Annotated in this window: 17 protein-coding genes; 6 read left to right on the top strand and 11 right to left on the bottom strand. The window is 60.9% G+C overall.

What is annotated here, in order from left to right:
• Window positions 1-211: 211 nt before the first annotated feature.
• The 4 genes from nirB to BLU26_RS01395 all read left to right on the top strand — a co-directional run bounded on the left by nirB (window position 212) and on the right by BLU26_RS01395 (window position 5,854).
• Window positions 212-2,770, top strand: coding sequence for a nitrite reductase large subunit NirB (gene nirB / locus BLU26_RS01380; RefSeq protein WP_092283166.1), 2,559 nt, complete (start codon window positions 212-214; stop codon window positions 2,768-2,770).
• Window positions 2,770-3,159 carry a nitrite reductase small subunit NirD gene (gene nirD / locus BLU26_RS01385; RefSeq protein WP_092283167.1) on the top strand — a complete coding sequence of 130 codons (390 nt, stop codon included), beginning with the start codon at window positions 2,770-2,772 and terminating at the stop codon, window positions 3,157-3,159. Before nirB ends, nirD begins: the two co-directional genes overlap by 1 nt.
• Window positions 3,160-3,252: 93 nt before the next feature.
• Window positions 3,253-4,062 carry a formate/nitrite transporter family protein gene (locus BLU26_RS01390; RefSeq protein WP_092283168.1) on the top strand — a complete coding sequence of 270 codons (810 nt, stop codon included), beginning with the start codon at window positions 3,253-3,255 and terminating at the stop codon, window positions 4,060-4,062.
• 61 nt (window positions 4,063-4,123) lie between these two features.
• Complete coding sequence (locus BLU26_RS01395) at window positions 4,124-5,854, top strand: bifunctional protein-serine/threonine kinase/phosphatase (RefSeq protein WP_092283169.1); 1,731 nt, start codon at window positions 4,124-4,126, stop codon at window positions 5,852-5,854.
• 15 nt (window positions 5,855-5,869) lie between these two features.
• Here the strand turns inward: BLU26_RS01395 and BLU26_RS01400 are convergent, their stop codons facing one another.
• A complete protein-coding gene (locus BLU26_RS01400; protein WP_092283170.1) occupies window positions 5,870-7,198 on the bottom strand; it encodes a deoxyguanosinetriphosphate triphosphohydrolase in 1,329 nt (442 codons plus the stop codon).
• 155 nt (window positions 7,199-7,353) lie between these two features.
• Between BLU26_RS01400 and BLU26_RS01405 the strand changes: the two genes are divergently transcribed.
• Complete coding sequence (locus BLU26_RS01405; protein WP_092283171.1) at window positions 7,354-7,608, top strand: glutaredoxin family protein; 255 nt, start codon at window positions 7,354-7,356, stop codon at window positions 7,606-7,608.
• Between the two features lie 3 nt (window positions 7,609-7,611).
• Complete coding sequence (locus BLU26_RS01410; RefSeq protein WP_092283172.1) at window positions 7,612-8,064, top strand: YcgN family cysteine cluster protein; 453 nt, start codon at window positions 7,612-7,614, stop codon at window positions 8,062-8,064.
• A gap of 36 nt (window positions 8,065-8,100) precedes the next feature.
• Here BLU26_RS01410 and BLU26_RS01415 read toward each other — a convergent pair whose 3' ends face one another.
• The 10 genes from BLU26_RS01415 to rsxB form a co-directional block, all read right to left on the bottom strand.
• Window positions 8,101-8,910: an MlaA family lipoprotein gene (locus tag BLU26_RS01415; protein ID WP_092283173.1), complete on the bottom strand. Its 810-nt coding sequence runs from the start codon at window positions 8,908-8,910 to the stop codon at window positions 8,101-8,103.
• Window positions 8,903-10,213: a hypothetical protein gene (locus BLU26_RS01420; RefSeq protein WP_092283174.1), complete on the bottom strand. Its 1,311-nt coding sequence runs from the start codon at window positions 10,211-10,213 to the stop codon at window positions 8,903-8,905. Before BLU26_RS01420 ends, BLU26_RS01415 begins: the two co-directional genes overlap by 8 nt.
• A gap of 121 nt (window positions 10,214-10,334) precedes the next feature.
• On the bottom strand, window positions 10,335-10,550 hold the full coding sequence (locus BLU26_RS01425; protein ID WP_092283175.1) for a DUF2061 domain-containing protein: 216 nt from the start codon (window positions 10,548-10,550) through the stop codon (window positions 10,335-10,337).
• Between the two features lie 169 nt (window positions 10,551-10,719).
• Window positions 10,720-10,899 carry a PA3496 family putative envelope integrity protein gene (locus tag BLU26_RS01430; RefSeq protein ID WP_092283176.1) on the bottom strand — a complete coding sequence of 60 codons (180 nt, stop codon included), beginning with the start codon at window positions 10,897-10,899 and terminating at the stop codon, window positions 10,720-10,722.
• Window positions 10,900-11,004: 105 nt separating this feature from the next.
• Window positions 11,005-11,640 (bottom strand): endonuclease III, encoded by a 636-nt coding sequence (gene nth / locus BLU26_RS01435; protein ID WP_092283177.1) that lies wholly within the window; start codon window positions 11,638-11,640, stop codon window positions 11,005-11,007.
• An 8-nt stretch (window positions 11,641-11,648) separates the two neighbouring features.
• Window positions 11,649-12,362, bottom strand: a complete 714-nt coding sequence (locus tag BLU26_RS01440) for an electron transport complex subunit E (protein WP_092283178.1) — start codon at window positions 12,360-12,362, stop codon at window positions 11,649-11,651.
• A complete protein-coding gene (rsxG, locus tag BLU26_RS01445) occupies window positions 12,352-13,005 on the bottom strand; it encodes an electron transport complex subunit RsxG (RefSeq protein WP_092283179.1) in 654 nt (217 codons plus the stop codon). Before rsxG ends, BLU26_RS01440 begins: the two co-directional genes overlap by 11 nt.
• Window positions 13,006-13,007: 2 nt before the next feature.
• Complete coding sequence (rsxD, locus tag BLU26_RS01450) at window positions 13,008-14,075, bottom strand: electron transport complex subunit RsxD (protein WP_092283181.1); 1,068 nt, start codon at window positions 14,073-14,075, stop codon at window positions 13,008-13,010.
• Window positions 14,075-16,471 (bottom strand): electron transport complex subunit RsxC, encoded by a 2,397-nt coding sequence (gene rsxC, locus BLU26_RS01455; protein WP_092283183.1) that lies wholly within the window; start codon window positions 16,469-16,471, stop codon window positions 14,075-14,077. Before rsxC ends, rsxD begins: the two co-directional genes overlap by 1 nt.
• The gene (gene rsxB / locus BLU26_RS01460; protein WP_092283185.1) at window positions 16,471-17,052 is read right to left on the bottom strand and encodes an electron transport complex subunit RsxB; all 582 of its coding nucleotides are present in this window, start codon (window positions 17,050-17,052) and stop codon (window positions 16,471-16,473) included. The genes rsxC and rsxB overlap by 1 nt, the downstream gene beginning before the upstream one ends.

Genomic DNA, 17,052 nt, shown 5'->3' on the forward strand with positions numbered 1-17,052 from the left:
CTATTTGTTTTCAGCCAATACTTCCCGTGGTCATCGTCGACCAGAGGCTCAGGCCGGGAAGCGGGTGCACCGAGCAACGACGCTCAGGCTAGCGCCCATCACAATTTATGAGTACCAGGCAACGGCGCCTGGAGTCCCTTGGGGACTCCAGGCGTTTTTTTTTGTTTTTTTGCCGGCCCGTGCCGGCTACGGCTTCGACTGAGGAAAGGCGATGAACTCGAATGTGACCCCGATCAAGAACGAAACACTGGTCATCATCGGTAACGGGATGGTCGGCCATCATTGCGTCGAGCAACTGACCGAGCAAGGCGCGCTTGCCCATTATCAAGTGCACGTGTTTGGTGAGGAGCGTCAGCGGGCATACGATCGAGTGCACCTGTCGGAATACTTCGGCGGCCGCGATGCCGAGTCCCTGGCCATGTGCGAAGCCGATTTCTACGATCAACACGGGGTGCACCTGCACCTTGGTGTTGCGGTGCTGGAAATCGACCGCGAGCGCAAGGAGGTGGTCACCAGTGAGGGCCGTCAGCCCTACGACCGCCTGGTACTGGCGACCGGCTCCTACCCGTTTGTGCCGCCGATTGCCGGGGCCGAAGGTAACTCGCGACTGGTGTATCGCACGCTCGACGATCTGGATGACATTCGTGCCGCGGCCAAGGGCGGGCGCCGGGGTGTGGTGGTTGGTGGTGGGCTTTTGGGTCTGGAAGCGGCCAACGCGCTCAAGTCGTTGGGCCTGGAAGCCCATGTTGTCGAGTTCGCACCACGGCTGATGCCAGTGCAGCTGGACCCGGACGGCGGCGCGGCGCTGAAAGCACGTATTGAAGAGCTGGGCGTGCGCGTGCACCTGAACCGCGCCACCAGCGAGATCGTCGCCGGCGATGACTATGCCTACCGCATGAACTTCAGCGACGGCGAGTCGCTGGAAACCGATCTGATTGTATTTTCTGCCGGTATTCGCCCACAAGACGCCTTGGGGCGTAATGCCGGCCTGGCGATTGCAGACCGTGGCGGGGTGGTGATCGACAGCGATTACCGCACCAGCGATCCAGACATCTTTGCTATCGGCGAGTGCGCCTCATGGAATGGCAGCATCTTTGGTCTGGTTGCCCCGGGCTATACCATGGCGCGTAACCTGGCAGCGCTGCTGGTAGGCAAGCCGCATGAGAGCTTTATCGGCGCCGACATGTCGACCAAGCTGAAGCTCCTGGGTGTGGATGTGGGCTCCATTGGTGATGCCCACGCTGCGACTCCCGGTGCCAAAAGCTACCGCTTTAATGATGAAGTCAACGCCAGCTACCGCCGTTTGGTCGTCTCGCCGGATGGCAGTCAGGTGATTGGCGCCGTGCTGGTGGGCGATAACAGCTACTACGACACCCTGCTGCAATACGCACAGAATGGCATCAAGCTGCCTGCTGATCCAGCCAGCCTGATTCTGCCCGCCGGGGAGGGTGCGCCTGCGCTGGGCGCCGACGCGCTGCCCGACACCGCGACCATCTGCTCTTGCCACAACGTCAGCAAGGGCGCGGTGTGCTGCCAGGTGGATGCCGGTTGTACCGATCTGAGCGATCTGAAAGCTGCGACCAAGGCCGGCACCGGTTGCGGCGGCTGCAGTGCGCTGCTCAAGCAGGTGTTCGAGCACGAGCTGAGCGCGCGCGGCGTCGAGGTCGACAAGAGCCTGTGCGAACACTTCGCGCACACTCGCCAGGAGTTGTACGGCATTGTCCGCGTCGAGGGCATCGAGAGCTTTGAAGAGCTGCTGGCCAAGCACGGCCGTGGCCATACCGGCTGTGACATCTGCAAGCCGGCGGTGGGGTCGATTTTGGCCTCTTGCTGGAACCAGCCAATCACCGATCCAGGGCTGATTCCGCTGCAGGATACCAACGACACCTTCATGGCCAACATGCAGAAGAACGGTACCTACTCGATCGTGCCGCGTATCGCCGGCGGCGAGATCACACCCGAGAAGCTGATTGTGCTCGGCCAGGTCGCCCAAAAGTACGATCTGTACACCAAGATCACCGGCGGTCAGCGTATCGACCTGTTTGGCGCCGAGCTGCACCAGCTGCCCGATATCTGGGGCGAGTTGATTGCTGCGGGCTTTGAGACTGGCCACGCCTACGGCAAGTCGTTGCGCACCGTTAAGTCCTGTGTTGGCAGCACCTGGTGCCGGTACGGCGTGCAGGACAGCGTTGGCATGGCGCTGACACTGGAGAATCGCTACAAGGGCCTGCGCTCGCCACACAAAATCAAGTTCGCCGTCTCCGGCTGTACCCGTGAATGCGCCGAGGCGCAGAGCAAGGACGTGGGCGTGATTGCCACGGAAAAGGGCTGGAATCTCTACGTTGCAGGCAACGGCGGTATGCGCCCACGCCATGCCGAGCTATTTGCGACTGACCTGGATGATGAAACCCTGATTCGCTATATCGACCGCTTTCTGATGTTTTATGTGCGCACCGCCGACCGGCTGCAGCGCACCTCGGTCTGGCGCGAAAGCCTGGAAGGCGGCCTGGATTACCTCAAGCAAGTCATCATTGAAGACAACCTGAGCCTGGGCGCCGAGCTGGAGTCGCAGATGCAGCTGGTGGTGGATCGCTACGAGTGCGAGTGGGCCAATGCCATCGGTGATCCGGAAAAGCTCAAGCGCTTCCGCACCTTCGTTAACGCCAGCGGTGGCGACCCCGATATTCAATTCGTTACCGAGCGTGACCAACGTCGCCCGATACAGGCGCATGAACTGAACCTGATTCCCGTAGCTGAGGAGGTAGTCTGATGAGCCTGTCCAATACCCAAAATGCGACGTCCGGCACGGCGGCAAATCTGGCCTGGCGCGCGCTGTGCTCCCGGCAGGATCTGGTAGCCAACTCGGGCGTGGTTGCCCTGTTGGACGATGCCCAGGTGGCGCTTTTCCACCTGCCCGACAACAGTGACGGCGAGCAGGTGTTTGCGATTGAAAATCGCGACCCGCAATCCGGCGCCAACGTCATCGGACGCGGCATTATCGGCCATCTCAAGGGCGACCTGGTGATTGCGTCGCCCTTGTACAAACAGCATTTCCGCCTGGCCGATGGCAGCTGTGTCGAGTACCCCGAGCAGCGCTTGCGAGTCTGGCCGGTGCGCCTGAACGGCGATCAGGTTGAAGTCGCGCTGCAGGCTGAATAACTGGATTGAATAATCAGGCAGTACTGGCGGGCCGCCGTCTGCCACGCACAGCGGCGGCCACCTTTAACGAATGCATCGAGAGAGAATCACACCATGTCCTATCTAGTCCCTTCAGAGTTTGTTACCAAGATGGTCGACGCCGGCGAGTCGAAGGTGTTCATGTCGACCCGCGACACCCTGATCCGCGCATTCATGGCGGGCGCCATTCTCGCCCTGGCTGCGGTCTTTGCCATCGCCATCACGGTACAGACCGGCAACCCGTTGGTCGGCGCTATCCTGTTTCCAGTCGGCTTCGTCATGCTCTATCTGATGGGTTTTGACCTGCTCACCGGGGTTTTCATGCTGGTGCCACTCGCGCTGCTCGACAAGCGTCCCGGCGTGACCATGGGCGGTTTGCTGCGCAACTGGGGGCTGGTCTTCGTCGGCAATTTTGCCGGCGCGCTGACCGTTGCCTTCATGATGGCTTTTGTTTACACCTATGGCTTTTCGGCCGAGCCCGGTGCTATTGGCGAGAAGATCTCGCACATTGGTGAGGCGCGGACCCTGGGTTACGCGGAATACGGCGCGGCGGGCTGGGCGACCATTTTCCTGCGCGGCATGCTGTGCAACTGGATGGTCTCGATGGGGGTGGTAGGGGCGATGATTTCCACCTCGGTCAGCGGCAAGGTGATCGCCATGTGGATGCCGATCATGCTGTTCTTCTACATGGGCTTCGAGCATTCGGTGGTCAATATGTTCCTGTTCCCTTCCGGAATCATCATGGGCGGCGACTTCTCGGTCATGGATTACATGATCTGGAACGAGATTCCAACAGCGCTGGGTAATCTGGTTGGTGGCCTGGCCTTCACCGGCCTGACGCTGTACACCACCCACGTACGCACGGCACCCAAGCGCGCGCTCTGAGCCGCGCTGTCCCGGTAATCACCCCGGTCCGCAAGGGCCGGGGTTTTTGGGTTGATATGGCATGTCGAAGCAACTGGTAGTGCAGGTTGGGCAGTATTCGGACAAAGGCCGCAAGGCGATCAATCAGGATTTTCATGGCGCCTGGCTGCCCCCCGAGCCGCAGCTCAGTGCCAAGGGCGTAGCGGTGGCATTGGCCGACGGCATCAGTAGCAGCAGTGTCAGCCAGATTGCCAGCGAGTCGGCCGTGTCAGGCTTTCTGGCCGATTATTACTGTACCTCGGAGGCCTGGACGGTAAAAAAATCGGCTCAGCGCGTGCTCATCGCCACCAATTCCTGGCTGCACGCCCAGACCCGCCAAAGCCAATACCGCTACGACCGTGATCGCGGTTACGTCTGCACCTTCAGCGCCCTGATCATCAAGGCGGCAACGGCTTACCTCTTTCACATTGGCGATGCGCGCATCTACCGCGTGGCCGGGCAGCAACTGGAGCAGTTGACCCAGGATCACCGCTTGTGGGTATCCCAGGAGCAAAGTCATCTGGCCCGCGCCCTGGGCGTAAACCAGCAGTTGGAGATCGACTATCAGGCGTTGCCGTTGGAGCAGGGCGACACCTTTGTACTGGCCACCGACGGTATTTACGAGTTTGCCAGCCCCGCGTTTATCAGCCAGACCATTGCAGCGCAGCAATTTGATCTGGATAACGCCGCGCGCCTCATCGCCGCTGAGGCCCTGGCTCAGGGCAGTGACGACAACCTCACGGTGCAGATAGTGCGGATAGCACAATTGCCCAGCCCCGATGCTGCCGGCAACCGGCTAACCAATCAGGCCGGCGCAGCGCTGCCGTTACCGCCGGTCCTGGAGCCGCGCATGCTATTTGACGGTTATCGCATCATGCGCGAGGTGCACAGCAGCAGCCGCAGTCACGTTTACCTTGCCGTGGACGAGCAGACCGGCGAGCGGGTGATTCTGAAAACACCGTCCATTGATCTGGGCAATGATCCGGCCTATCTCGAGCGTTTTCTGATGGAGGAGTGGATTGCGCGGCGGTTGAACAGCCCGCATGTGCTCAGGCCCTGCGCTACAGAGCGTCGCCGAGAGTATCTGTATATCGCGACCGAGTACATCGAAGGGCAGACCCTGCGGCAATGGATGATCGATAACCCCAAACCGACGCTGGAGCAGGTACGCGGCATTGTCGAGCAGATTGCCAAGGGGCTGCAGGCCTTTCATCGTCTGGAGATGCTGCATCAGGATCTGCGCCCCGACAACATCATGATTGACAGCACCGGCACGGTGAAGATCATTGATTTTGGCTCTACCCGCGTGGCGGGGTTGATGGAGATGGGGGCGCCCCAGCTGCAGGAGCAGATGCTGGGCACCGTGCAGTATTCGGCACCGGAGTATTTTCTGGGCGAGGGCGGCACATCGCGCTCGGATCAATTCTCGTTGGCGACCATTACCTATCAGATGCTGAGCGGAAAGCTGCCCTACGGCACCCAGGCGGCGAAGGCGCGAACTCGCGCGGCGCAGAACAAACTGGTTTATCAGTCTGTCCTGCACGAAGAGCGGGATATTCCAGCCTGGATCGACGATGTGCTCAAGCGGGCGCTGCAGCCCAATCCGCTCAAGCGTTACGAGGCGCTGTCGGAGTTTGTGTTTGATTTACGCCAACCCAGTGCGGCATTTCTCAGCCGCACCCGGCCGCCGCTGCTGGAGCGAAACCCCTTGCTGTTCTGGAAGAGCCTGAGTTTTGTACTGGTGATGATCATTGCCGCGCTGCTGGCCTGGTAAGCGCGCGGCAATCGCTCAGTTTGGGCCTATACCGCGAATACGGGTGGCCAGATCGGCCGCGTAGAGGTCGGTCATCCCAGCGATGAAATCCACCACCCTCAGGTAGCTGCGGTAAGGATCCCAATCGGGCTGCGGGATGGTGTGGCCGAGCAGGTCGAGAATGCGCTGGTGCTTGAAGCTCAGGTTCTGCCCGGCATGCAGTTCGGTAACCGCGCCACAAAAAGCATCCAGCAGGGTTTCCAGTGTGCTGTAGGCGCCGATCTCGACCACTGTCTTGCGCTTGTCCTGAAAGATGCGCTTGCGCGCCATCTGTTTGGCGTCCAGCACACAGCGCCGCGCGGCGCCGTGCATGTGCTCAACCAGATCGCCCTGCAGTTCGCCGGCCAACAGCGCAGGCTGCTGCTCGATAAAGGCTTCGGCAGCGGCGTTGACCAGATGCTCGATAGCCTTGCCGCGCAAAATCGCCAGGCGGCGCCGTTGTGAGTCTTGCGGACCGAGTTGGCGGTAGGTTTGTGGCAGGTCGTCACCGACCAGATCAAGCAACACCTGTTCGACTTCGGCGTAGGCCAGCAAATCCATTTCCAGCCCGTCTTCCAGGTCAATCAGGCCATAGCAGATGTCGTCAGCCGCTTCGACCAGATACACCAGCGGGTGGCGGCTCCAGCTTTGCTCGCCCTGCGCCGGCAAGCCCAGCTTGTCGGCGATTTGCTGCAGCAGCGGATATTCGGCCTGGTAGCAGCCGAATTTGTGTTTTTTGTAGCCCTGACTGTCGGCGTGCCGCGCGGTCCAGGGATATTTGAGATAGGCGCCGAGGGTCGCGTAGGTCAGGCGCATACCACCTTCGGCCTGGTGGTATTCAATTTGCGTCAACACGCGAAAGCCCTGCGCGTTGCCCTCAAAATGTAGAAAGTCCTGCCGCTGGGCCTCGCTCAGATTATCCAGCAGGCCACCGGCGGCGGCCTGACGAAACCAGTGACGGATGGCGTCTTCACCCGAGTGACCGTAGGGCGGGTTGCCGATGTCGTGGGCCAGGCAGGCGGCCTGCACGATAACGCCCAGGTCGGCGGGCTCGCACCAGTCCGGCAGCTCACTACGTAGCATCGAGCCTACGCGCATGCCGAGTGAGCGGCCGACGCAGCCGACTTCCAGACTGTGGGTCAGGCGAGTATGAATGTGATCGTTGCTGGACACCGGGTGCACCTGGGTTTTCTTGCCCAGCCGGCGGAAGGCGCCGGAAAAGATGACGCGATCGTGATCCTTGTGGAAGGGGGTGCGCCCCAACTCGTCGGCGCTGGCCAATGGTTTGCCAAGGCGTTCGCGGCACAGCAGTGTTTCCCAATCCATAGTTGTCTCCGTAATAGTGCCACGAGTATGTGGGATGCAGCAGTCGCTGCCAAGGCTGAAGGCAGCGTGGTTTCGCGCCGGAAGGTGGTCGGCAGAGATGCAGCAAAGGGGTAGAATGGCCGCCCCTAAGCTATCTGCGAGCAGTTCGAATCGGCATGACTCTTCTTACTCTTTACGGTACCAGCGCCTGTCACCTGTGTGAGGCGGCCTTGGCCGAGCTGGCGCCGCTGCAGGCCGGCGGCGTGCAGGTACGCGAGCAGGACATTACCGAAGCGGATGAGCTGATGCAGCGTTACCAGCTGCGTATTCCGGTGCTGCGCCGCGAGGATACCGGCGCCGAGCTGGACTATCCCTTTGACCTCAACCGTCTGCTCGACTGGTTGCAGGATGTACTGGCAGAGGAGGGCTGAGCCATGGCGATGCGCGTAGTGCCGTTTTGGCAGCGCAAGACGCTGACCGAAATGGATCAGCAGGAATGGGAGTCGCTGTGCGACGGTTGCGGACTGTGTTGTCTGCAGAAGCTGGAGGATGAAGACGAGCCGCAGGTGTTCTACTACACGCGGATCGCGTGCAAGCTGCTGGATCACAAGAGCTGCCAATGCAGTGATTATCCAAACCGGCAGGACAAGGTGCCCGATTGCATCCAGCTCACACCGGGCGCCGCCGCCGACTTTGCCTGGCTGCCACCAACCTGCGGCTACCGCCTGGTTGCCGAAGGCACCGACCTGCCGCCATGGCACCACCTAGTGTGCGGCGATCGCAATGCGGTGCACAAGGCGGGCATCTCACTGTCGGGTCAAATGCTGGCCGAGGGCAGCGTGGATGATGATGACTGGGAAGATCACATCATCTTTCGGGTGGGGTAACGCTCACGGGCGGCAATAACGCCGCCGCCCGCGCCGTCAGTTCGCTACCTGAAACTCACGTAATTTGGTGTACAGGTAGCGCACTTGGTCGTACTCGAAGGGGCTGTCGAGCGCACCATAACGGAATGCCGTCTGGTAACGCAGGTCGATAGCCCACAGCCCCCAGGTATAGGGCTGCTCGTTCATGTAGTCGCGGTGCTCCATGAAATTGACCTTATCGTCAATCACCCAGTCCATCGCGTAGCCAGTACCGTCGCGTAGGCTGGAAGGGCCAAGGAAGGGGATCACCAGATAGGGCCCGGGCGGTACACCGTAGTGGCCTAGTGTCTGACCAAAGTCCTCCGGTTGCGCTTCCAGCCCCATGGCGCTGGCAACGTCGAACAGGCCGCCGATACCCAGGATGCTGTTGAACAGCAACCGCGCGGTGGTGCTGGCGCTACGTTCCAGCTTGAGCTGCAGCAGGCTGTTGGCCAGGTAAGGTATCTCGCGCAAATTGTTGGTGACATTGGAGACACCGGTGCGCACGAAGCTTGGCGTGGCCCAGACATACCCGCGCACCACGGGCAGGTAGACGTAACGATCAAACTCGGCGTTGAAACGGTAGGTCAGGCGGTTCATGCCTTCCAGCGGATCCTGTACGTTCAGCGCGCGCAGGCTGGAGCGTTCAAACTGATAGCGATTGTCGCGCTCGTCGATCTCCAGCTCGCTCAGGGCGTCGGTATAGGCGGGGAAGGTCAGTTGCTCGCCGTCACTGGTGGTGATGGAGATGTTCTGGCTGTCGTCCGCCGCATACAGTGGGCTGCAACACAGGCTGGCCGTCAGGCCGAGCAGGCCTAGCTTATTCATGGTTGCCTCCTTGCAGGAATGTCATGTAACGCTCGGTAACCGGCTGATAATCGAGATTGCCGCCGTGGCCGCCGTGCGGGTAAAGATAGGCGTTCTCGCCAAAGGTATCAGCCAGAAACTCGTAGTCCTTGCGGGTCAGGATCAGGTCGTCGGCGTTGCTCACAGCTGCGATGTGCGGATTATCCTGCAGAAACTCGTGCAGGCTGCGCAGACTGGTTTCATAGGCCATGTCGTCGATGCTGCGACCGGCGTTCTTGGCCTCCCAAGCTGGCCAGAGCTGGCTGTTGACGTAACAGGTGAAGTCGCAGAACAGCGCCCGGCGCAGGTAAGGGGTAAGCGAGGTGCTCACCTTCAGCTCCTTGCCTACGGGGGCGAAGCGGCCACCGTCGTTGATCAGATCACTCATGAAATTGAGGTCGGCGGCGGAGAAGCGGAAGACAGCGCCTATCAGCATGGCCAGTTCGGCGTCGGTCAGTGCTTCCGGCGAATTCTGTATTTCATAGAACAGGCTGGCCTGAATGTCGTTGTTGCCGCGCTCGGCGAAGTGACGCGAGAGTTTCTGGAAGATGTGTTCATAGAAACTCTCGGTGTCGCTTACCCCATCGATACGCGTATACGACAGCTCGTCCAGGCGGCCAACGGAGGCGTAGAGGTCGACTGGCGGATTGAGCAGCAGAACCTTGTCGAAGTTGAACTGGCCAAGGTGTGAATCCAGCTCGGCGACAAAGGCGGCGTGCAACGCGCCAAGGCTGAAGCCGGCAAGGCGGTACTCCGTCACCTCGAAGCCTTTCTTGTCCTGGGCTTCCTGCAAGGCCAGGGTCATTGCGGTGTGCAGGTCACGGGCGTCATCAGCACCGACACCGGGCATACCGCTGTTGGAGGCGGCGGCAATAAAGTCGTGATTGGACGGTGAGGAGAGCACGATCACGTGCATGCCTGCTTGCCAGAATAGGCGCTTGAGGTAATCCATGCGGCTACTGTCGTAGCCCGAGCCGGTACCGGCAATCAGAAAGATCAGCGGGGCGGGCTCATCCTGCCAGGCGACGCGAAAGTGCAGATCGCGATAGCGCGACAAGGCGGGCGGGAGCTTACGATCCGGCAGCACGCGGACCGACAGGTCATCCTGCTGTACGTCTATTTCGTCAGGTACCGGGGCCTTGAGCTTGTCTGGCGTACCGGCGACCGTGGCCATGAACGGATTGGTCTCCGGGTAGGCGAAAGGTTCAGCCGAGGCGCCAAAGGCAAAGCTGAACAGAAGTCCTGCGCAGAACTGGAGTGTGCGGTGCGGCGTAATTCGGGTCATAGACGTTTCCCTGTGGCTACACCATCTATACCCCTGAAATGCCAATAAAGTTCCGCAAACTGCTGTCAAAATACCGTCAAATCGCCATGACGTTGCACGGGGGAGGCGCCTTCCCGGGTTTTCACGCTTGCATGATCGGAGAATTCGGCCTCAGCTGCAGCTGTTTACGCCGCTCAACACGCTGCCACACCTTCTCGTGGAAGTAGAAAGCAATGGTGTTGACGGCCGGCTCAACCAAAGCGACGGCGCCGCCGATGAGTACGCTACCGGTCATCAGGTATACCACGCCAAAGGCGATGGAGAAGTGCATGCAGGCAAAAGTGATGGTTTTCAACATGGGAGACCTCGGTGCTCAACTGTCTAATGAGAATCATTAGTATTGGTTTGGAGGTTACTCGCCTGAATTGATAGTGCAAAGCGAAAATCAATAATGGCGCTGATAGGGGCGTTCAATGGCAGGCCCTACGCCGGGTTCTGCTGTTGCGGCAAAACCCGGCTGGGGTTGATCAATCGAAATCGAAGTCCGAGAGTTCCCGTTGCAGGCGGCGTTCTTCCAGGTAATTGTCGATCAAGCGACGCTTGGTCAGACTCGCCTTGGAATTGGGCGCGCTGTCGGTATCGGGGGTGTCATCATCCTCGATGAACTCATCATCATCCAGTTCGATGTCGCTTTTTGCTTTGGCCATGACTCAACTCCACACTGAAGATGCCATTTGCGCACCTTATAAACGGAGTCTGGGATTTGCGGAAATAGTTTTTTTCAATTAAATCCGCAGAAAATCAACAGAAGGTCAGTCGCCGGTTTTCTGCTTGTAGTCGCACAGGTCTTCAATGCGGCAGCTGCCGCACTGTGGTATGCGGGCCTTGCACACGTAGCGGCCGTGCAAAATCAGCCAGTGGTGGGCGTCCACGAGAAACTCCTTAGGCACAAAGCGCATGAGTTTTTTCTCCACCTCCAGCACGTTTTTGCCGGGGGCGATGCCGGTGCGGTTACTGACGCGGAAGATGTGCGTATCGACCGCCATGGCGGGGTGGCCAAAGGCGGTATTGAGCACCACGTTGGCGGTTTTGCGCCCCACGCCGGGAAGGGCCTCCAGTGCTTCGCGGTTATCCGGTACTTGGCTGTTATGCAGCTCGATCAGCATCTTGCAGGCCGCGATGACGTTGCGTGCCTTGCTGTTGAAAAGGCCGATGGTTTTGATGTATTCCGATAGCCCCTCGACCCCCAGGGCGTAGATGGCCTCGGGTGTATTGGCCACCGGAAACAGCTTGGCGGTCGCCTTGTTGACGCCCACATCGGTGGCCTGGGCAGACAAGGTAACCGCCACCAGCAGTTCGAAGGGCGAGCTGAAGTTCAGCTCGGTGGTAGGCGTGGGGTTGTCTTCGCGCAGGCGGCGGAAGATCTCGTAGCGTTTTGCCTGATTCATCCGGCGCCTCAGCTGATGGTGCCGGTGACGCGGACTCGCTTGCTACCGGCGGCCGGCTTGGCCTCGCGGGCGGCGGCGCGCTCCTTGACCTTGGCATCGATCACATTCTTCAGCGCAATCAGCAAGCCCATGAACAGGAAGGCGCCGGGCGGCAAGATGACGAACAGCACGTCCTTGTAGTTGGGGAAGACTACCAGTTTCCAGTCGGCTGCAACCGGGCCAAGCAGCAGGTCCATGCCGGCGAACAGGGTGCCGTGCCCCACCAGTTCACGCAGGCCGCCCAGTACTATCAGCACCAGTGCAAACCCCAGGCTCATCATGAAGCCGTCTACCAGCGAGGGCAGAATCGCATTTTTCGAGGCGAAAGCGTCGGCGCGCCCAAGAATCACGCAGTTGGTCACGATCAGCGGGATGAAAATGCCAAGAATCTGATACAGCTCGTAGGTGAAGGCCTGCATCAGCAGTTCGATGCAGGTTGTGAGCGCGGCGATGATCATCACGAAGGCCGGCAAACGCACCGCATCGGTCACCGCGCTGCGGATCAATGAGACGCAGAGATTGGAGCCGGTCAGTACCAGCATGGTGGCAATGCCCAGCCCCAGCGCGTTGACCACCGAACTGCTGACGCCCAGCAGCGGGCACAGCCCCAGTAGCTGTACCAGCCCCGGGTTGTTGTGCCAGAGGCCATCAGCGGTGATTTCGGATAGCGACTTAGTTGCCATTGGTGGGCTCCTCGGCGGACAGCAACAAGCTGTCGCGATGCTCTGCAAAGTATTCCAGGCTCTGATACACCGCCTGTACCACGGCGCGCGGGGTAATGGTAGCGCCGGTAAACTGATCGAACTCGCCGCCATCCTTTTTCACCGCCCAGTTTTCCGGTACCGGCATGCTCAGGCTTTTACCATTGAACTCCAGCACCCACTGGCTTTTGCCGATCTCGATCTTGTCACCAAGACCCGGTGTTTCGCGGTGGTTGACTGCGCGCACGCCAGCCACCTCGCCATTGGCGTAGATGCCAACCAGCAGGTCGATACGCCCACTGTAGCCCTCGGGTGCCACCACCGGGAGGATTACCGCCACCACCTCACCGTGCTGCCGTGCGCGGTACGCATCGCGCGGGGCGCCAAGGCGCAGGTGGGGGTAGTCGTCCACACTGAAACTGTCGGCCAGCAGATCGTTGTCGTGCTGCTCGTGCGGCAGTATTTCGTTCAGCGCGCTCAGTTGCACGCGGCGCTGGGCGTCGCTGATGTGCTCGGCGGTGCCTTGCTGGGTGATGGCAATCATGCCGACGGTGGCCATGGCGAATACGCCCAGGATGATGCTGTTGCGCAGTACCGAACTGCGGGTGCTGGTGGGGTTGTCCATGCTCAGTCCGTCTTGCCCATGCCGCGTTTGGCCTTGCGGTGGCCGTAGGTGCGGGGTGTGCTGTAGTAGTCGATGGTCGGTGCGGCCAGATTCATCAGCAGCACGGCGAAGGCAACGGCATCGGGGTAGCCGCCCCAGGCGCGAATGCAATAGACCAGAATGCCGACGCCGGCACCAAAGATCAGCCGCCCCTGCTTGCTGGTCGCGCCGGAGACCGGATCGGTAACGATGAAAAACGCGCCCAGCATGCTGGCGCCACTGAGCAGGTGAAACAGCGGCGAGCCGTTGGAGTCAGAGCCGCTGCCGTTCCAGAATAACAGGCTCATCACGGCCAGGGCGCCGAGCATGCCGACCGGTGCATGCCAGGTGTAGATGCGCTTGCAGAGCAGCGCGATGCCGCCGGCCAGGTAGGCCAGGCTGACCCACTCCCAGCCGTGGCCGGCCAGGCTGCCGAATACCGGCTTGCTGGCCTGCAGTTCGGCCATGGTCAGGCTGGCATTGGTTTTTACCACATCCAGTGGCGTCGCCATGGTCCAGCCGTCGATAGCGTGGGCCGAGGGTAGGAAAATACGCGAGAGACCCTCAAACAGGCCAAGTGTGGCTTGCACATCGGGCAATACGTTTTCTACGCCGCGCCAGGCGGGCCAACTGGTCATCTCGACCGGGAAGGAGATCAGCACCACGGCGTAGCCCAGCATGGCTGGGTTGAACGGGTTCTGGCCCAGCCCGCCGTACAACTGCTTGCCAAACACGATGGCGAACGCGGTGGCGACCAGCGTCAGCCACCAGGGCGCGTAGGGCGGCAGCGCGAGTGCCAGTAGCCAGGCGGTGACCAGGGCGCTGCCGTCGCGCAAATAGAACGCTATGGGGCGCTTGCGAACCCACAGAATCAGGCTCTCGACCGCGAGTGCTACCAGGCTGGCGAAACAGATATTGATCAGGGTGCCGAAGCCGAAGAACCAGGTCATGGCCAGCACGCCGGGTAGGGTAGCGCCCAGTACCCAGAGCATGATGGTCTGGGTGTGGTTATTGCCCTTGGCGTGGGGCGAGGTCATGCGAACCAGGGCCATCAGTCGGTCTCCTTGCTGGCCATGTAATCGGCGAAGGCCTTGGCGGCGGCATCCAGTTTGGCGCGGCTGGCAGTGAGCTGTTCCTGCGCGGGCGCGGTATCGGTATCTGCATCCTTGGCAGCCTGTAGTTCGCGCTCGGCGCGCTTGAAATCGGCCTTGCTGGTGGCGAGGTTGGTTTTCAGTTCGCGCAGGTTTTCATCCACCGGCTTCTTGTCTACCTTTTGCCGTTCGGGCGGCGGGATGGGGCTGTTGTTTTCAGCCTCATGCAACGCGGCTTCTGCGGCCTTGAAGCTTTCCTGTTGAGTCGCCAGCTGCGCCTGTAGCGTTTCGTCGTCCGGACTGTTGGCCAGTTCACGCTCGGTTTTCTTTACCGCAGCGCGTGCCATGGCCAGGTCGAGCTTGGCTTTCTTGAGGTTTTCATCGGCCGGTGGCTTGACGGCTGGCGCGGCAGGTACCCGGGCGTCTGCTGCCTCGGCTTCTTCACGCAGCTTGGCGATCTCGGCCTGCTGTTCTTCGCTGGGGTTGTCACCGGCAGCGCGTTCGGCCTTGCGCAGATTGGCGCGCAACATGGCGGCCTCGATCTTCAACTTCTTGGCATCGTCCGCGCCGGCCGCAGGTTCTGCTGCAGGCTGGGTAGCGACCTCGCCCTGCGCCTTGTCGAAGGCTTCCTGGGCGGCACGCGCGGCTTGTTCCAGCTCGGGAATCTGCGCTTGCAGGTCTCTGTTGTCGGGGTTGGCGGCCAATTGCTTGTTGGCCTTTTTCAGCGCCATCTGCGCGGTGGCGGCAGCAATCTTCAGCTGTTTCTGCTCGGGGCTCAGCCCGCTGGGTTTCTGCGCTTGCAGGCGGGCGACGTCGGGTTCGGCAGAGGCGCTGCTTTCGCTGGCACTGGCGGTGCTCGCCTTGGCAGCTTCGGCTTCCTTGGCGGCTTTCAGGCGTGCGGCTTTGTCCGCGCGGGCCTGACGGTCGCGTTCCTTCTGCTCGGCCTCACGTTGCAGGCGCTCCTGGCGGTGCTCGAAGCGTTGCTTGGAGTGGTCCGACTTATGCTGCTGCAGATCCAGTGCGCGAATGTCGGACTTGGCCGCGCGGTAATACTGCACCAATGGAATGCTGCTGGGGCAAACGTAAGAGCAGGCGCCACACTCGATGCAGTCAAACAGGTTCTGCCGCTTGAGTTGGTCGTAATCCTTGCCGAGCGCGAAGAAGTGCAGTTGTTGTGGCAGCAGCTCTGCGGGGCAAGCCTCGGCGCACAGGCCGCAACGGATGCACGGCTGCGCGGGCGGTGGTGGCGGCAGTTCATCTTGCGTGCCGGCTAGCAGGCAGTTGGTGGTCTTGATGATGGGCGCGGCCATGCTTTGCAACGTAAAGCCCATCATCGGGCCGCCCATGACCAGGCGGTACAAGCGCTCGGGTTGCAGGCCGGCAAAGGCCAGCAAGTGGCTGATGGGCGTGCCGATCAACGCTTCCACGTTAGTGGGGTGGCTCAGCGCCGCACCGGTCAGCGTGGTGATGCGTTTGATCAGTGGCTGGCCGAGCAGCACGGCGTCGTGGATCGCCAGCAGGGTGCCGATGTTCTGGCAGACCATGCCAATGTCGGCCGGCAGGCCGCCGCTGGGTACTTCCTTGCCGGTCAGAATCTGGATCAGCTGCTTCTCGCCGCCCGAGGGGTATTTGGTCGGGAAGACCACCACCTGCATGGCTGCTGTGGGTGCGTGTTCGGCCACCGCAGCGCGCATCGCCTCAATCGCTTCGGGCTTGTTGTCTTCAATGCCGATCAGCACCTGCTCAGGGTGCAGGATGTGCTGCAGAATCTCGATCCCGGCGACGATTTCCCGCGCCTTGTAGCGCATGGCAGAGTCATCGGCGGTGATGTAGGGCTCACACTCGGTGCCGTTGACGATCAGCGTGTGAATCTTCTGCTCGGGCCGCGCCTTGAGTTTTACCGAGGTCGGAAAGCCCGCACCGCCCAAACCGCTAACGCCAGCCTGACGAATGACTTCCAGCAGGGTGGCAGGTTCCAGTGCGTGGTAATCGCTGATTGGGGCGAGCGTTGTCCATTCGTCCTGCCCGTCGACTTCAAGGGTAATGGCCCATTCTTCCAGGCCAGAGGCGTGGGGGTAGGGCGCCGGGCCGATAGCCGTGACGGTACCTGAGGTTGGTGCATGCAAAGGGCAGCTGATCATGCCGCTGGCTTCGGCGATCAACTGGCCCTTGAGCACCCGCTCGCCAATCTCTACCGCGGGCTCAGCGCGGGCTCCCAGGTGTTGCTGCAGGGGCAAAATCAGTTGGTTAGGCAATGGCAGGGTTTCGATGCCATGTTGGGTCGACTGGTGCTTGTTCTCGTCGGGATGAATGCCGCCGGGGATATCCCAGATGCGGATCGGGGTCGCAGCGTTCATTAAGCGGCTCCTCGCTGGGCGTCGGTGGCAATAACGGCGGCACCGGGTAGCGGGAAGTCCCACTTCCAGTTCTGCGGGGTGGTCGGCAGCGGGAGCATGTCGATGCAATCGACCGGGCAGGGCTCGACACACAGGTCGCAGCCGGTGCACTCATCGGTAATTACGGTGTGCATCTGCTTGGCGGCCCCGAGAATCGCATCGACCGGACAGGCCTGAATGCACTTGGTACAGCCAATACACTCGGCCTCGCGAATGTAGGCGACCATCTTGGGCTTTTCTTCGCCGTGCTCGGCATCCAGTGGGAGTACTTCCACGTCGAGCAGGTCGGCCAGCGCCTGAATGGTTGATTCACCGCCGGGCGGACACTTGTTGATCGGCTCGCCATGGGCGATGCCTTCGGCGTAGGGCTTGCAGCCGGGGTGGCCGCACTGACCGCACTGGGTCTGCGGCAACAGATCGTTGATCTGATCAACGATGGGGTCGCCCTCGACCTTGAAGCGAATGGCGGCGTAACCCAGGATGGCGCCGAAAATCAGCGCCAGGCCCAGCAGAACGACTACGGCAGTGAGAATCATCGACAT

This window comes from Halopseudomonas sabulinigri (assembly GCF_900105255.1).
In the GTDB taxonomy this organism is placed as follows: domain Bacteria; phylum Pseudomonadota; class Gammaproteobacteria; order Pseudomonadales; family Pseudomonadaceae; genus Halopseudomonas; species Halopseudomonas sabulinigri.

Coding starts and splice junctions, on each gene's coding strand:
- nirB (WP_092283166.1), top strand. CDS start 212: ATGAACTCGAATGTGACCCCGATCAAGAACGAAACACTGGTCATCATC.
- nirD (WP_092283167.1), top strand. CDS start 2,770: ATGAGCCTGTCCAATACCCAAAATGCGACGTCCGGCACGGCGGCAAAT.
- BLU26_RS01390 (WP_092283168.1), top strand. CDS start 3,253: ATGTCCTATCTAGTCCCTTCAGAGTTTGTTACCAAGATGGTCGACGCC.
- BLU26_RS01395 (WP_092283169.1), top strand. CDS start 4,124: ATGTCGAAGCAACTGGTAGTGCAGGTTGGGCAGTATTCGGACAAAGGC.
- BLU26_RS01400 (WP_092283170.1), bottom strand. CDS start 7,198: ATGGATTGGGAAACACTGCTGTGCCGCGAACGCCTTGGCAAACCATTG.
- BLU26_RS01405 (WP_092283171.1), top strand. CDS start 7,354: ATGACTCTTCTTACTCTTTACGGTACCAGCGCCTGTCACCTGTGTGAG.
- BLU26_RS01410 (WP_092283172.1), top strand. CDS start 7,612: ATGGCGATGCGCGTAGTGCCGTTTTGGCAGCGCAAGACGCTGACCGAA.
- BLU26_RS01415 (WP_092283173.1), bottom strand. CDS start 8,910: ATGAATAAGCTAGGCCTGCTCGGCCTGACGGCCAGCCTGTGTTGCAGC.
- BLU26_RS01420 (WP_092283174.1), bottom strand. CDS start 10,213: ATGACCCGAATTACGCCGCACCGCACACTCCAGTTCTGCGCAGGACTT.
- BLU26_RS01425 (WP_092283175.1), bottom strand. CDS start 10,550: ATGTTGAAAACCATCACTTTTGCCTGCATGCACTTCTCCATCGCCTTT.
- BLU26_RS01430 (WP_092283176.1), bottom strand. CDS start 10,899: ATGGCCAAAGCAAAAAGCGACATCGAACTGGATGATGATGAGTTCATC.
- nth (WP_092283177.1), bottom strand. CDS start 11,640: ATGAATCAGGCAAAACGCTACGAGATCTTCCGCCGCCTGCGCGAAGAC.
- BLU26_RS01440 (WP_092283178.1), bottom strand. CDS start 12,362: ATGGCAACTAAGTCGCTATCCGAAATCACCGCTGATGGCCTCTGGCAC.
- rsxG (WP_092283179.1), bottom strand. CDS start 13,005: ATGGACAACCCCACCAGCACCCGCAGTTCGGTACTGCGCAACAGCATC.
- rsxD (WP_092283181.1), bottom strand. CDS start 14,075: ATGGCCCTGGTTCGCATGACCTCGCCCCACGCCAAGGGCAATAACCAC.
- rsxC (WP_092283183.1), bottom strand. CDS start 16,471: ATGAACGCTGCGACCCCGATCCGCATCTGGGATATCCCCGGCGGCATT.
- rsxB (WP_092283185.1), bottom strand. CDS start 17,052: ATGTCGATGATTCTCACTGCCGTAGTCGTTCTGCTGGGCCTGGCGCTG.